The organism is Photobacterium kasasachensis (genome assembly GCF_050336885.1).
Lineage (GTDB): Bacteria > Pseudomonadota > Gammaproteobacteria > Enterobacterales > Vibrionaceae > Photobacterium > Photobacterium kasasachensis.
Map to the genome: position 1 here is coordinate 380304 of NZ_JAKJSH010000006.1, position 15309 is coordinate 395612.

Annotated in this window: 15 protein-coding genes; 7 read left to right on the top strand and 8 right to left on the bottom strand. The window is 52.9% G+C overall.

The features are described 5' to 3' along the window. Positions 1-11 precede the first annotated feature (11 nt). The 6 genes from L4D19_RS09410 to pspF form a co-directional block, all read right to left on the bottom strand. Positions 12-836: an ATP-binding cassette domain-containing protein gene (locus L4D19_RS09410; protein ID WP_160648173.1), complete on the bottom strand. Its 825-nt coding sequence runs from the start codon at positions 834-836 to the stop codon at positions 12-14. After that, the gene (locus L4D19_RS09415) at positions 833-1834 is read right to left on the bottom strand and encodes a peptide ABC transporter ATP-binding protein (RefSeq protein ID WP_428452247.1); all 1002 of its coding nucleotides are present in this window, start codon (positions 1832-1834) and stop codon (positions 833-835) included. Before L4D19_RS09415 ends, L4D19_RS09410 begins: the two co-directional genes overlap by 4 nt. Continuing rightward, entirely contained in the window at positions 1834-2721 is an 888-nt protein-coding gene (gene sapC / locus L4D19_RS09420) for a putrescine export ABC transporter permease SapC (RefSeq protein WP_160648174.1), read from the bottom strand. The genes L4D19_RS09415 and sapC overlap by 1 nt, the downstream gene beginning before the upstream one ends. After that, positions 2708-3670, bottom strand: a complete 963-nt coding sequence (locus tag L4D19_RS09425; protein WP_428452248.1) for an ABC transporter permease — start codon at positions 3668-3670, stop codon at positions 2708-2710. Before L4D19_RS09425 ends, sapC begins: the two co-directional genes overlap by 14 nt. Positions 3671-3674: 4 nt before the next feature. After that, entirely contained in the window at positions 3675-5294 is a 1620-nt protein-coding gene (gene sapA / locus L4D19_RS09430) for an ABC transporter substrate-binding protein SapA (RefSeq protein WP_428452249.1), read from the bottom strand. A gap of 147 nt (positions 5295-5441) precedes the next feature. After that, complete coding sequence (pspF, locus tag L4D19_RS09435; protein ID WP_428452250.1) at positions 5442-6449, bottom strand: phage shock protein operon transcriptional activator; 1008 nt, start codon at positions 6447-6449, stop codon at positions 5442-5444. Positions 6450-6646: 197 nt separating this feature from the next. Here pspF and pspA point away from each other — a divergent pair, with 197 nt between their 5' ends. The 6 genes from pspA to tyrR all read left to right on the top strand — a co-directional run bounded on the left by pspA (position 6647) and on the right by tyrR (position 12347). Continuing rightward, positions 6647-7312: a phage shock protein PspA gene (gene pspA, locus L4D19_RS09440; RefSeq protein ID WP_075766531.1), complete on the top strand. Its 666-nt coding sequence runs from the start codon at positions 6647-6649 to the stop codon at positions 7310-7312. A gap of 48 nt (positions 7313-7360) precedes the next feature. Further along, positions 7361-7585 carry an envelope stress response membrane protein PspB gene (gene pspB, locus L4D19_RS09445; RefSeq protein ID WP_428452251.1) on the top strand — a complete coding sequence of 75 codons (225 nt, stop codon included), beginning with the start codon at positions 7361-7363 and terminating at the stop codon, positions 7583-7585. Beyond that, the gene (pspC, locus tag L4D19_RS09450) at positions 7582-7968 is read left to right on the top strand and encodes an envelope stress response membrane protein PspC (protein WP_428452252.1); all 387 of its coding nucleotides are present in this window, start codon (positions 7582-7584) and stop codon (positions 7966-7968) included. The genes pspB and pspC overlap by 4 nt, the downstream gene beginning before the upstream one ends. A gap of 166 nt (positions 7969-8134) precedes the next feature. Continuing rightward, positions 8135-9532 (top strand): YcjX family GTP-binding protein, encoded by a 1398-nt coding sequence (locus tag L4D19_RS09455; RefSeq protein WP_428452253.1) that lies wholly within the window; start codon positions 8135-8137, stop codon positions 9530-9532. Continuing rightward, complete coding sequence (locus L4D19_RS09460) at positions 9529-10560, top strand: YcjF family protein (protein WP_428452254.1); 1032 nt, start codon at positions 9529-9531, stop codon at positions 10558-10560. Before L4D19_RS09455 ends, L4D19_RS09460 begins: the two co-directional genes overlap by 4 nt. A 251-nt stretch (positions 10561-10811) precedes the next feature. Next, positions 10812-12347 carry a transcriptional regulator TyrR gene (tyrR, locus tag L4D19_RS09465; protein WP_075766526.1) on the top strand — a complete coding sequence of 512 codons (1536 nt, stop codon included), beginning with the start codon at positions 10812-10814 and terminating at the stop codon, positions 12345-12347. A 51-nt stretch (positions 12348-12398) separates the two neighbouring features. Here the strand turns inward: tyrR and L4D19_RS09470 are convergent, their stop codons facing one another. Next, complete coding sequence (locus tag L4D19_RS09470; RefSeq protein ID WP_075766525.1) at positions 12399-12884, bottom strand: methylated-DNA--[protein]-cysteine S-methyltransferase; 486 nt, start codon at positions 12882-12884, stop codon at positions 12399-12401. 203 nt (positions 12885-13087) lie between these two features. On the opposite strand from L4D19_RS09470, the gene rimJ reads away from it, so the two are divergent. Then, a complete protein-coding gene (gene rimJ / locus L4D19_RS09475; protein WP_428452255.1) occupies positions 13088-13672 on the top strand; it encodes a ribosomal protein S5-alanine N-acetyltransferase in 585 nt (194 codons plus the stop codon). A gap of 128 nt (positions 13673-13800) precedes the next feature. Here the strand turns inward: rimJ and pyk are convergent, their stop codons facing one another. Beyond that, a complete protein-coding gene (pyk, locus tag L4D19_RS09480) occupies positions 13801-15246 on the bottom strand; it encodes a pyruvate kinase (protein WP_428452256.1) in 1446 nt (481 codons plus the stop codon). Positions 15247-15309: the final 63 nt, after the last annotated feature.

Below are 15309 nucleotides of genomic sequence, written 5' to 3' on the forward strand. Positions count from 1 at the left end.
TTTTCGTGTGTTTAGCACTCAATTTTAGGTGTGGCGCTGCTTATACGGTTGGTTCGGTCGTGCGACGGTGCCGAGAAATGGCTGTCGAGCAGTTTTTGTGTCAGAGGGTGTTGGGGGTTGGCGAAAACATCCGCCGTCAGGCCCTGCTCAACCACCTCGCCATTTTGCATAACCATCACCTTGTCGGTGAAATGTTTGATAACCCCCATATGCTGCGATACGTAAACATACGACAGTCCCATTTCTTCCTGTAGCTCCAGCAACAGGTTGAGGATCTGGGAGCGCATTGACATATCTAGACCGTTAAGGGCTTCATCAGCCACGATAATACAAGGCTGGAGGATCAGGGCGCGAGCAAGGGAGACACGCTGCTTTTGGCCGGTTGCCAGCATTTGCGGGTAGAAATAGGCGTGCTCGGGCAGCAGGCCGACGCGTTTCAGGGTCATCATGATCCTGCGCTCGCGGGCCTGTGGCGTCATATTGGTATTTCGCTTCAGCGGTCCTTCCAGAATTTTACCAATCTGGATCCGTGGATTCAGCGAGGTATTGGGATCTTGAAAGATCATCCGGATCAGCTTGCAGCGGGTCTGAAAGTCATTGGGGGCCAATGGCTCGCCGTTGACGCGAATGATCCCCTCGGTCGGCTCGACAACCCCTGACAGCATTTTTGCCAGCGTCGATTTGCCTGAACCGTTTTCGCCCATAAACGCGATAGTCTCACCGGCTTCCAGGGTGAAGGAAACAGGCTTGACGGCCTCTATCGTCCGGCGGCGAAACAGCCCCGAGCGGTAGTGATAGTCTTTTTTCAGATGTTCGACTTCTAGTAGCGCACTCACTTATTCGTTTCCTCCATATTCAGCGGAAAATGACAGCTGAATTTATGGTTTTTTATCTTTCTTCGCTTCGGTACTTCGACGCATTTGCGCTGGGCATGGGGACAGCGCGGGCCAAGTCGACAGCCGATGGGCAAATGCTGCAGAGGAGGAATAGAGCCAGGCAGCGTTTCAAGTTTACATTTGTGAGGCAGCACATCCAGATTGAAGTCAGGCATGGCACGGAGCAGCGCTTCGGTGTAAGGGTGATGCGGTGATTGCAGCAGCTGTTTACGGCTGCCGGATTCGACCGACTGGCCGCAATACATCACGGTGATCCTGTCTGCCCACTGGGTCACCGTCGTCAGGTCGTGGCTGACCAGCAAGATAGTGGTATTGCCGAGTTGGTTCATCCGGCTAAGCAGGCGGAAGATCTGCGCCTGGGTGATCGGATCCAAATCGTTGGTTGGTTCATCGGCAATCAATAGGCGAGGGCGGTTGGCAATTGCCATGGCAATCATGACTTTCTGGCACTCGCCGTCGGTTAGTTCATACGGGTAGCTTTTCATTACCCGCTTGTGATCTTTGATCCCCACTTTGTGCAGCAAGGCAATAGCCTGTTTCTGGCGCCACTGAAAGCGCTGCCACCAATGGCCGTTGAATGATAGCTGGGGGATCGCCTCTTCCAGCTGTTCACCCACATGTTCGGACGGATCCAGGCAGGAGGAAGGCTCCTGGAAAATCATGGCGATTTCGCGGCCGACTATCTTCCGGCGCTCACGGGTAGATAGCGAGAGCAGATCAACATCGCCCAGCCTCAAACGGTCGGCCGTGACACGCCAGCTGTCTTTGGTGACCCCGGCGATGGCCTTGGCGACAAGACTTTTGCCTGAACCTGACTCACCCACGAGCCCTCTGATCTCGCCTTCGTTGAGCGTCAGGCTCATACGGTCGACGGCTTTGACCAACCCTTGCGGGGTCTCGATTTCAATGGTCAGGTTACGGATATCTAATAAAGGCATTAATCAATCCCCGCATTGATTGCTTGGCGGAGTCCTTCTCCTACTAAGTTTACTACCAATACACTGAAGGTGATTGCCAGCCCGGGCAAGGTGACGGTCCAGGGCGCAAGGTAAATCAGCTCGATGGAATCGCCCAGCATTGCTCCCCATTCGGAGGACGGTGCCTGGGCGCCGAGCCCAAGAAAACCCAGTGCGGCAATATCAAGGATGGCGATCGAGATGGCCCGGGTGAGCTCATTGGTAATGGCCGTCAGGATATTGGGCAGAATGGAGTTATAGAGCAAATAGAAATCGTTGGCACCGTCCAGGCGGGCAGCGATGATGTAGTCTTTTTCAACCTCGTTGTGCACTGCCGTGTAGATGGCACGAATGAAGCGAGGGATCAGCGCCAGCCAGATAGCCAGCAGGATATTGACTTCGCCCGGGCCCATATAGGCCACGACAATGATGGCCAACAGCAGCGACGGAATGGACAGTACAGTATCGAGAATATGGTTCAGGAAACTCGACTTGAGCCCGCGGGTCATACCTGCCATCACACCGATGACAATACCGATTACACTGGATGCCAAGGCAATGAGCAGTGCGTAGCCGAAGGTTAGCTGGGTGCCCAGTAGCAGTCGGCTCAGTATGTCACGGCCGAGATCGTCGGTACCGAAGAAAAACTCGACATGGCCGCTCGGATCCCACGATGGCGGCATCAAGAGTTCGCCTACCTGCTGGTTGGGCGCGTAGGGGATGATAAAGTGCGCGCTGAGGGTAACAATCAGCAGGAAAAGCAGACACCACAGCCCGAACATGGCCAGCGAATTGGCCCGGTAGTTTTGCCAGGCCCGCTCCCACTGAGTCGGGATTTTCTGCTCCTGGTAGATGTTATTTGATAGCATACCATTCCTTTCTGACAAGCGGGTTAACAACGGCGCCAGTGAGATCTGACAGAATGTTGGCAATCAGGATAAAGCTACCGACAGTAATGACACCGGCCTGAATTGCGACATAATTTTGCTCGGAGATAGCATTGAGCAGCCAGCGGCCAATGCCCGGCCAGTTGAAGATTGATTCGGTCAGCATCGCAAACGTCATCATGGTCGAAAACTGCATGCCGAGTTTCGGGATGATCGGCGGAATCGCATTCTTCAGGACATGGCGCATGATAATTTCGAACATCGACAGGCCCTTGGTCTGCGCGACTTTAATGAAGTTCTGGTTCATCACTTCGGCCACCGAGGTGCGGGTCAGGCGGATCACCTCGGTGGTCGGTGCCATTGCCAGTACCAAGGTCGGGAGGATCAGATGGCGGATAGTGTCCATCAGGGCTTCCGAGCGGTACGGCTTGTCAGAGAGCAGGACATCAATCAGGGCAACGCCGGTCACATGGTCAATTTCATAGAGGACGCTGTAGCGTCCGGCCACGGGCAGCCAGCCAAGCTGCTGTGAAAAGAGCATGATCAGCAATACTGCCAGCCAGAATAGCGGGATGGAGTAGCCGACCAGGGCCAGGGATGAAATTGAGGTATCGATTAAGCGGCCACGTTTCACGCCGGCCAGGGTTCCTAGCGGGATACCAGCCAGCAGTGATAGGGTGAAGGCAAAGAAACATAGCTCGAGCGTCGCCGGGAAGACCGTCAGCACGTCAAGCAGTACCGGCGAACCATGTTGGTTCAGCCCCAGGTTGCCCACGAGCAGATTGTCGATATAGGTGAACCAACCACTCCAGAATGGCTGGTTGCTCCAGAGCGAGCTGTGATCGAGGCGGAGAATGCTGAAACCGACCATGGTCAAAATAGCCATGGTGATCATGAACAGATTCAAACGGCGAATAGTATAAATAAACATGATGTCACTCGCTGCGGTAAACACTGGAGAATGAGCGAGTACCAAAGGGACTCATTTGTAACCCACCCAGAGACTGATGGTGAACCTGGAAGTGGACACCGTGAGCCAGTGGAATAATGGGTACCTCTGTATCTAAGATATCCTGTGCCAGATGGTAGTAGTCGACGCGCTGTTCGAGCTTGTTGGTGCGCGACGCCAGCTCGAGCAGATTATCGAATCCGAGGTTGCACCAATTGGCAACGTTTAACCCGGCGCTCTTGGCACTGCATGACAGCAGCGGACGAAGGAAGTTGTCCGGATCACCATTGTCGGCAATCCAGCCGGTGAGCACCATGTCGCTGTTCGTTGCAACCGTTGAGCTCAGCCTGCTAAGGGTGTCTTGCGATAAAATTTTCAGCTGAACACCTACGGCATTGAGATCGGCCTGTATCAGCTCGGCGGTTTTTCTCGGGCTTGGGTTATAAGGCCTCGGTTCGAGCGGTACCCACATCGTCAGGCTAAGGTTTTTGTCAAAACCGGCCTGCTTGAGCAGTGCCAGAGATTTAACCGGGTCGTAATCCAATGCTTTGCTGCTGTGGTTATAGGCCCAGGACATTGGCGGCAGAATGCTTTTTGCCTTGGTGCCGGTGCCGTAGTAAACCGAATTGAGCAAGTTTTCGCGATTGATGGCCAGGTTGATGGCCTTGCGAACCCGCGGATCTTTCAGTTCGGATTTGCTGTTATTGAGGGCAACAAAGGCCACATTCATCCCGGTCTGGGCAATAAGTTCAAACTCCTCGCTGTTGCTGATCACCGGCAACTGGCTGGCAACAGGGGACGAGAGGACATCGCATTCTTTGCTAAGCAGTTTTGCCAGGGTGCCGGTACCGCGAGACGAGATGTCAAAGACGACCTGCTCCATCGGGGCGGCGCCTTGCCAGTAGCCCCAGTGGCGGACCAGCCGGATCAGGTCGTTGGGCAGATATTGCGACAGGTAAAACGGTCCGGTGCCGATTGGCTTCATGTCCAGCTGATGCAGTTTACCGGCTTTTAACAGGCTCTGGGCATATTCTTGTGAATGAATAACCGCATAGGTGGTCGCCAGGTTAGACAGGAAAGCATTGTCCGGGCGGGCAAGGGTAAACTTCACCGTATGAGAGTCTACGACCTCGATGTTATCAACCAGGCTACTAAAGCCCTGGCTCTCGAACCAGGGATAGCGGCCACCGGAGACCTTGTGGAAGGGGTGGCCGGGGTCGATAATGCGCCTGAAACTGAATACGACATCCTGGGCATTGAGCTGACGGGTCGGTTTGAACCAGTTCGTGCTCTGAAACTCGATGCCTTTACGCAGGTTGAAGGTATATTCGAGGCCATCATCACTGACAGACCAGCTGCGGGCAAGCGACGGAAGCGGCTGGTGGCTGATCGGATCGAGCAGTAACAGGCGATCGAAGATCTGTGCTGCCAGCGTATCCGCGGTCAGTCCGCCATCAATAAGTTGGGGGTTAAAGGTCGTCGGCGTATCTTGCCCGCAATAAACGAAGCCGCGGCTACGAATATTGCTGTCTTGGTGTGGCTCCGAGCAGCCGATAAGGCTGAACAGTCCAAAGCACGCAAGCAGTAGACGAGTATAGGCGCTCATAAAGAAAAGGATTTTTTTGAAAACAAGTGGCTAAATTTAACATTATCCATCACAGTCACCAAGCTATCTCCTAAAATAACCTTCTATTACTTAGTGCTATTGCCTATGCGGCTGTCTTTTGTCAGGGCAAAAAAGGACTTTTGGGGCTTACTCCGAATGGCCGACCAGCTGGTATTTGCGCAGCAGCCCTCTAAGTTGATGGTAGCTTAAACCTAATAGCTCAGCGGCTTTTCGCTGATTAAATTTAGCCTGTTCCAAGGCCTGGCGAATAACCGTGATTTCCTGATCCTGCTGCCACTGGCGAAAGTCGAGCGGAAAGTCCACTGCTGCCGTTGCAAGCGCAGACGGTTCTTCGGCAGGTTTCTCGACGGGCTTGTCGTGCCAGGGGGCATGAAAAGGATCGATAATGATGTGATCAACGGCCTCTCCTTCCAGGGCATGCCGAAACACTGAACGCTCAATGACGTTTTTGAGCTCGCGAATATTGCCCGGCCAGTGATAGTCGAGCAATTCCTGTCTCGCGGCCGGGGTGAAGCCGGCAAAGAAGCTATAGTTGAGCTCCCGGCACATGCGGACCGCATAGTATTCGGCCAGCGGCAAAATATCCTCGCGACGTTCGCGAAGCGGCGGTAAATGAATAATGTCGAAGGCCAGCCGGTCAAGCAAATCGGCGCGGAATTTTCTTTCTTCGGCCAACTGGGGCAGGTTTTCGTTGGTCGCGCAGATAAGGCGTACGTTGGCCTGGCAGGTTTTGCTGCCGCCGACTCGTTCGTATTCGCCGTATTCGATAACGCGTAACAGTTTTTCTTGTACGCCAAGTGGTGCCGTGGCCAGCTCGTCCAGAAACAGGGTTCCGCCCTCGGCACGCTCGAAGCGCCCCTGGTGGCGGCCTTTTGCACCGGTAAAGGATCCGGCTTCATGGCCAAACAGCTCGGAATCGATAACCCCTTCGCTCAATGCAGCACAGTTTAGCGTGACCAATGGCTGGTCCCAGCGCTTGGACAGGTAGTGAATGCGCTGGGCAATAAGCTCTTTACCTGTGCCCCGTTCACCCAGGACAAGGATAGGGCGGTTGAGCGGGGCGAGGCGGGAGGCCTGATCGAGCACGGCAAGAAATGATTCTGACTCACCGATAAGGTTATCTGTTTTTTGCATGGTCAATCTCGCTAACTATTGGCGTACTTGTTCACACCATAGCATTGGGAGTTAGGGATTGCAAAGCTAAGCTATTGATAAATATAAGACAAAAAGTTGGCACAGAGCTTGATACAGTGCTTAGTGTAGAGTAATTACAACAACCTAGCATGTAGGCCTAGGAACCAACGCGGATTAACGTATTAAGGAGATTCAATATGGGCATTTTTTCTCGCTTTGCAGATATCGTCAATGCAAACGTCAACTCATTGCTGGATAAGGCTGAGGATCCGCAGAAAATGATCCGTCTTATCATCCAGGAAATGGAAGATACGCTGGTTGAAGTACGCACTTCGTCAGCTCGGGCATTGGCAGACAAAAAAGAGCTGCAGCGTCGTATCGACTCACTGCAGGTACAGATTGATGACTGGCAGCAGAAAGCGAGCCTGGCGCTACAGAAAGGCCGTGACGATCTGGCGCGTGCCGCGTTGATCGAAAAACAAAAACTCAGTGATGTGGTGCTAACGCTTAACGAAGAGTATAAGTTGGTTGAAGAGACTATCAATAAGTTGAGCGGTGAAGTGGCCGAGCTGGAGCGTAAGCTGCAGGAAACCCGCGCTCGTCAGCAGGCGTTGGTGACACGCCATCAGGCAGCAGGCAACCGTCGCGAAGTCCGCCGTCAGCTAGATACCGGTAAGGTAGATGAGGCCCTGTCTAAGTTTGAACAGTATGAGCGTCGTATTGATGAAATGGAAGCCGAAGCCGATAGCTACAGCATTGGTCGTGGTAAAAACCTGGAGCAGGAATTTGCCGATCTTCAGGCGCAGGACGAAATTGAGAAAGAACTTGAACGCATGAAGGCAAATATCAAGGATAAAGAGTAAGATAGTGACAATATTGGGTTCTGCACGAAACGAGGATGGAGGTAATTTATGGGTTGGATAGTATGGCCGTTGATGGCGTTCTTAATTTTTGTTGCGCCGCTATGGTTGATTCTGCACTACCGTGGTCAACGTAATGCTACTCAGGGGCTATCTGGCGAAGAACATGAACAGCTGCAAACCCTTGTGATGCGTGCAGAGCAGATGCAGGATCGCATCAAAACGCTGGAGCAGATTCTAGATGCGGAAGCACCGCAGTGGAGGCAACGCCGATGAGTAAAACCTTGTATAGAGATCCGCAGAACGGAAAGATAAGCGGGGTTTGTGCGGGTGTTGCTGAATACTTCGGTATGGAAATCTGGTTGGTTAGGATCCTGGCTGTGTCCGCTTTCTTGCTAGGGTTCGGGTTCTTTGCCATCGTGGCGTATATCGCGGCAAGCTTGATTCTGGATAAAATGCCGGAGGAGCGCAGAGAGCAGCAATACATCTACCGGGAACATACCGTCAAGCAGAAGCCTTGGCAGGCCGGGCTTTCTCCTGAGCAAATCTTAAGCAATGTCGAAGCCGAACTGGATGGCATGGAAAAGGATTTGCGTCACATGGAGGCCTATGTCACCTCTTCGGCATTCAAGGTTGCCAGAGAGTTTAAAAACCTCTGAGTACGTGCTGACATCTTGCCGAAAAGTTATTCCTGAAGCAGGCCTTATGCCTGCTTTTTACTGTTTGCTTATTCCCCTGTGCTGAATCTATCCGGACGAAGGTATTCATCGGTGGTTAATTTTGGGGTTGGTATTCTATTTATAGAGTAATGAGTTAGGAAGAAATATGAATCGAATTGGTAACGAGTTAAACAAGTTAGTGAACCGCAGCCTGGATCGCCACGTGCGTCTGGCGGTGACGGGATTGTCTCGTGCGGGTAAGACAGCTTTTATAACGTCGCTTGTTAATCAGTTGCTTCATGTGAGTACCAACCCGAGGCTTCCTTTGTTTTCAGCAGTGCGGGAAGGCCATCTTCTCGGCGCCAAACGCGTGCCGCAGGTAGACATGCACGTCCCCAAGTTTGGTTATGACGAAGGAGTGAGTGCACTGCTGGACTCTCCGCCGATGTGGCCGGACCCCACTCGGGATGTCAGCCAGACCCGGCTGGCTTTGCGCTACAAGCCGCAAAAGGGGCCAATGAAACTGCTGCAGGATACCGCGACCCTGTATCTGGATATTGTCGATTACCCGGGAGAGTGGCTGCTGGACCTGCCCCTGCTGGAGATGGACTATCTTAGCTGGTCGCAGCAGCAGGCTAAACTGTTAAAGGGCAAGCGTAGCGAACTGGCGCAAAGTTGGCTGGAGGTGGCCGAGGGCTTTGACCCGCTGGCACCGGCTGACGAGGCCTTGATTGAGCGGCTGTCAGCCGTTTTTACCGAATACCTGTACAAGTGCAAGGCCGAAGGGGGATTGCACTGGGTACAGCCGGGGCGGTTTGTACTGCCCGGCGAGCTGGCCGGCGCGCCGGTTCTGCAGTTCTTCCCGTTTGTCTGGGCTGACAAGTACACCGAAGCCCAGTTGCAGCAGGCAGACGAGCATAGCAATTTCGGGATGCTAAAGAGCCGCTATAAGTATTATCAGCAACACGTCGTTAAAGCGTTTTATCGCGAGCATTTTTCCAAGTTTGATCGCCAGATCATTCTGGTTGATTGCCTGCAGCCGCTCAATGCCGGACCCGAGTCATTCAATGATATGCGCCAGGCGCTGGATCAGCTGATGCAGAGCTTTAAGTACGGCCGCAGTTCGTTGTTGCGCAGGCTGTTTTCACCGCGAATCGACAAGGTGCTGTTTGCTGCGACCAAGGCTGATCACGTCACGCCGGAGCAGCATCCCAATCTGGTCAGCTTGCTCCAGCAGATAGTCAACGACGCCTGGCAGACGGCATCGTTTGAAGGGATCAAAATGGACTGTGTGAGCTTGTCGTCGATTCAGGCCACAGAGCCGGGGTTTGTCTCCCATCAGGGGCAACAGGTGCCTGCACTGCGTGGGCATACCCTGAGTGGACAGGCACAGATGCTGTTTCCGGGGGAAGTGCCGCGCCGTTTGCCGAATGACACCTACTGGCAGCAGTATGGTTTTGATTTTGTTAATTTCCGTCCGTTGGACATCCAGAGCGATGAGCCTTTGCCTCACATCAGAATGGATAAAGCACTGGAATATCTGTTGGGAGATAAATTGCGATGACTCAACCTTATAAAGCGAAAATATTATTTGATGAGCCTGAACAGGCGGCATCGACAGCGGAGCAGGAGCTGACTGCCCAGCAGCAGTTTGCCGAGGATGAGGCTTTCTTGCCGGACACTGCCTCTGAGCCCGATGTCGAGGAGCAGCTGGCGCAGACTCTCGCCAGCAAGCCCAAGCGTAGCGGGCGTTGGTTTAAGGGGCTCCTGGTTGCGGCAGCGGCAATGGCTGGCTGGCAGACGCTGGACTATGTTGTCACTGCCTACCAAAGTGCCGACTGGCTGGCACTTGGCTGGAGCACGATTATCGCCGCTGTGGCAGCCACAGGGATTACGGCTATTGGCAGTGAGCTGTTCAAGCTTCGCCGCCTGAAACACCGCCAGTCCGAGCGGGAGCAGGCGCAGGCACTGTTGGAAGCCGACAGCATTGGTCAGGGCAAGGCGTTCTGTACCAAGTTGGCGAGACAGAGTGCAATTCGTGACGATCATGTCGGCTATGACCGCTGGATGCAGTCGCTGGCGGCGACACATAACGACCGTGAGGTGTTGCAGCTTTATGATCAGATGGTGCTGACCCATCAGGATAAGCTGGCCCGCCGTCTCGTGGCCAAATATGCCAGCGAGGCCGCGGTGATGGTGGCGGTGAGTCCGCTGGCCGTTGCCGATATGCTGCTGGTGGCGTGGCGGAACTTCAAACTGATTGATCAGGTATCGGCTGTCTATGGCGTTGAGTTGGGGTACTGGTCGAGGATCAAGCTTGTTAAGTTGGTACTTGCCAACATGGCCGTTGCTGGTGCCAGCGAGATGATTGCCGATACTGGCATGGATATGTTGTCGATGGACCTGGCCGGCCGGATGTCGACACGGGTGGCGCAAGGTGTCGGTGTCGGACTGCTGACCGGACGCCTGGGACTCAAAGCGATCAGCTTGATGCGACCGCTGCCTTGGCAGCCTGACCAGCAACCGAAGTTAAGTGAAATCCGCAAAGATTTGGTCTTGCGCTTGACTCGTCAGCAGAAAGACGCGAAATAACCAGTAAAGTAAATAGCCATGTGGGCCCTTCCGCATGGCTAAACCTGTCCCCGCTTAACCTTAACTGCAAGATATTCCCCGAGCTATATTGCTGATGTGGCGACTAAATGGTCAAACTCGCCTCCCGCTATTGTCCAACCTCTCATCATGCACCATTGCGAACTTGACTCGTTTACAGTGAAGGCGCACACTTCTTCAGTGTCAACAATTCCTGACACCTTGTAAGAAAAGTAATTGAGAAGGCGTGTGATATGAGGCTACAAGTCAATTGTGAAGACCGACTTGGTATGACCCGCGAGCTACTGGATATTCTGACCAGTCAGCAGATAGATTTACGGGGTATTGAAATTGATCGAATAGGGATTATCTACCTCAACTGCCCGGAGATCGAGTTCGAGCAGTTTAGTCAGCTGATGTCGCAAATCCGCCAGCTGGACGGTGTGACCGATGTCCGCAAGATCCAGTTTATGCCGAGCGAGCGCGAGCACAAAGAGCTGAAGGCATTGCTGGAGACCCTGCCTGATCCGTTTTTCTCAATTAACTTGCAAGGTAAGGTTGATCTTGCCAATGATGCTGCCGAGTTGCTGATGGGCAAAACTCGCGGTGACATTCTTGGTGAAGGCATTCAGACGCTGCTTGGGTTTAATTTCCATCGCTGGCTAGAAAAAGAAGAGGCGGCCAAGCGTAGTGAAATGATCGTGCTCTCCGGACTGGACTACATGATGGAGATCATGCCGGTGTATGTTGCCGACGAAAGTGAAAAGCAGGTACTGGCCAGCGCTGTTATCCTGCTCAAGTCTTTGTCTGAAGCGAAAATGCCTGTCGCGATGCGGGAGATCAGCAGCGACAACGGCTTTGAGCACTTTGTCGGGCAGTCTTCTCGATTCAAGCATTTGCTTGCCCAGGCCAAGAAGCTTTCACTGCTGGACGCTCCCTTGTTGATCCAGGGAGAAACCGGCACCGGTAAGGAAATGCTGGCTCGCGCTTGCCACCGCCGCTCTCTGAGACGTGACAAACCATTTTTGCTGGTGAACTGCGTCTCGATGCCGGATAACGCCGCCGAAACCGAATTGTTTGGTTTTGCAGGCAGTGCCACAGAGCCGGGCAAGAAGGGGATATTTGAGCAGGCAGACGGCGGTACCGTTTTCCTGTATGAAGTGGGCGAAATGTCGGCACATCTGCAAATCAAACTGCTTCGCTTCCTGCAGGACGGCACGTTCCGCCGGGTAGGCGAAGAAAAAGAAATGAAGGTTGATGTCCGGGTAATTTGCTCGACACAGAAGAAATTGCCTGATTTGGTTGCTAGCGGTGAGTTCCGGGAAGATTTGTATTACCGCCTGAATGTACTGGCTCTTGTCGTGCCGCCGCTGCGTGAGCGTACCGGTGATATTGTCTCGCTGGCCGAGCTGTTTCTGGCCCAGTTTGCGCAGGAGATGCAACAGCCGAAGCCGGTTATTTCGGATGAACTGGCGCAATACCTTAGCCAGTATGCATGGCCGGGGAATATCAGGCAGTTACGAAATGTTCTGTTCCGTGCCATGACGCAGGTAGACGGCACCGAAGTGACTGTGGACGATGTCCAGCTACCGGAAAACGAAACGGCCAGTGTTATTAGTGACGAGACGCTGGATGGCTCTTTGGACGAGATCATGAAGCGCTATGAGTCGGGGATCCTGAACAACCTTTATCGCAGCTATCCGTCGACCCGTAAACTGGCAAAACGGCTGGGGGTTTCGCATACTGCTGTTGCCAATAAACTGCGTGAATACGGCATTGGCAAGCACTAATTAGGTGTAGCTTAACGACTTAATATTAAAGGAGGCGTTTGCCTCCTTTTCTTATATGGGCTGCAATAATGTCAACTTGCCCGACTCGAGTGCCAGTAACTGCAGTGTCATATCTTGACCGTAGCGGCAATTAGTTTGCTGGTGGTTGTCTCCCTGAACCCGGTGACAGGGGATAATAATAGGGATCGGGTTGACGTTCCTGGCCATGCCGATGGCCTGCACCGCTGCGGGTTGGTGAATTTTATCGGCAATTTGCTGGTAAGAGAGGCATGTGCCAAACGGGATTTCGGTGATTGCTTGCCAGACTTGTTGTTGAAAGGATGTGCCTTGGGGGGCGAGGGAAAGGGTGAAGGTTTTGCGTTGTCCTTGAAGGTATTCCTTGAGCTGGGAGGTGAATTGTTGCATGAATTCCGGACTGTGTTCCCAGCTGGAATCAGGGCAAAAGCCACCGCTCCCTACTGTTAGTTGCCTGAGCCCCTGGTTGTCTGCAAGTAAATAGATTTTTCCTAATACCGTATCAAGGTAGTCATAATACATAATCAATCACTGTCATTTGAAGAATTACTACTTGGCGGAAGCGCTAGCTGATCCAATCATAGCTCAGAAAACCGTATACAAGTTGGCTTTGCGGGCAAAATGTTATGCTGGTCATTCATTTATGAAATGACTAAAAGTATGTTGTCGGCACGATGCGTGTGGTAACGTTTTATTATTGGGCCCTAATCTAACGTGAGGTACTGTTGTTTCATTCAATTATTAATCGTTCTCCGAGCATCACGGTGGATGAGCTTAAGGTACGACTTATCACCACAAGGGATGCTCCCTTGATTGCAGCCTACTATCAAAGGAACAGAGCATTCCTGCAGCCCTGGGAGCCGCTGCGCGAGGAGGCTTTCTTCACCGAGTCTGGCTGGGATAAGCGCCTCGGTCAGCTTGCGGAGCTACATAAGCACAAACTGGCTTATTATTTTATTATCGTGAAACCGGGGTCTGATGATATTTGCGGAGTGATCAACTACAGCAATTTGGTCAGACATCCGTTCTTTGCCTGCCATGTCGGGTACTCACTTGATGAGCGCTGCCAGGGGCAAGGAATAATGCGGAAAACGCTTGAGGCAACGGTAGAGTGGATGTTTGAGCAGCAGCATTTCCACCGGGTCATGGCTGCCTATATGCCGAGGAATCAAAAAAGTGCTGCGGTGCTCGATGCCGCCGGCTTTAGAAAAGAAGGTGAGGCGAAGGACTATTTGCTGATTAATGGCCGTTGGGAAGACCATGTTCTGACCTCGCGCATCAACCCCAATTGGATCCCGCCTAAGCAGTAACCGCTTGCGACAGGAATAATCCCATCTGGTTTCATTACCTGAAAGGACGGGGACCAGATACAGCGATCGCGCGCGCGTGGTCCTGTTCCCTCCCCATAAAGGGGAGGGGCGAACACGGTTGGCAGAGTTTATTCTACTGTCAGAATACGCATGTTGTTGGTCGAGCCAACAATATCCATTTCGTCACCTTGAGTGATGATGACCAGATCGCCTTCTTTCAGGTAGTTTTGCTCTTTCAGTACCGCGATGGCATGTTTTGCCGCCGCCAGTCCTGCATCGCTGTCACGATCGAAATAGATCGGAGTAACACCTCGGTATAGGGCTGAACGGTTTAGCGTGCTTTCGTTGCGTGACATAGCATAGATAGGCAAACCAGATGATATACGTGACATCATCAGCGGTGTACGGCCTGATTCCGTCATGGTAATCATCGCCTTGACACCTTCCATGTGGTTGGCTGCATACATGGTAGACATGGCGATGGTTTCTTCCGACGAGGCAAACGTACGGGCCAGGCGGTGGTTAGACACGTTAATGCTCGGCTCTTTCTCGGCACCGACACACACGCTTGCCATTGCCTTGACGGTTTCTTCCGGGTATTGGCCTGCTGCTGTTTCGGCTGACAACATTACCGCATCAGTCCCGTCAAGCACGGCGTTCGCTACGTCCATGACCTCTGCACGTGTTGGCATAGGGCTGGTGATCATCGACTCCATCATCTGCGTGGCTGTGATCACGGTACGGTTCAGGCTGCGAGCGCGGCGGATCAGTTTCTTCTGGACGCCGACAAGTTCCGGGTCGCCAATCTCTACACCGAGATCACCACGTGCAACCATTACGGCATCGGAAGCCATGATGATGTCATCCATTGCCTCGGTAGTCGCAACGGACTCGGCACGCTCAACCTTGGCCACCAGTTTCGCTTCCAGACCGGCCTCAGTCGCCAGCAGGCGGGCGTACTTCATGTCTTCGCCGTTGCGCGGGAAAGAAACGGCCAGATAGTCAACTTTCATTGCCGCAGCGGTCACGATATCGGCTTTGTCTTTGTCGGTCAGCGCCTCGGCAGACAGACCGCCGCCTTTTTTGTTGATGCCCTTGTTGTTGGACAACGGACCGCCTACAGTTACCTCGGTATGAACTTTGTTACCATCTACGGTTGTCACACGTAGTTGAACACGGCCATCGTCAAGGAGCAGGATATCGCCCGGGATAACGTCCTTGGGTAATTCTTTATAGTCCAGACCAACGGCTTGCTGATTGCCTTCGCCTTTAGGCAGGTCGCTGTCGAGGGTAAAAGTCTCGCCGATGGCCAGCTCGATTTTGTCGTCTTTGAAAGTAGAAACCCGGATTTTCGGACCTTGAAGATCACCAAGAATCGCGACATGTTTACCAAGCTTCGCGGCAATTTCACGTACAGTTTTAGTCCGCTGGATATGATCCTCAGGACTACCATGCGAGAAGTTCATTCGGACGACGTTGGCACCGGCTGCGATAATTTTCTCTAGATTGTTATCGCGATCAGTCGCAGGACCCAGGGTCGTCACGATTTTTGTACGTCTTAGCCTTTCAGACATTGGAAACTCCATCTTTATGTTGTGGAAGACAATGAAACGATGATTTTTAGATAATCAAGCCAC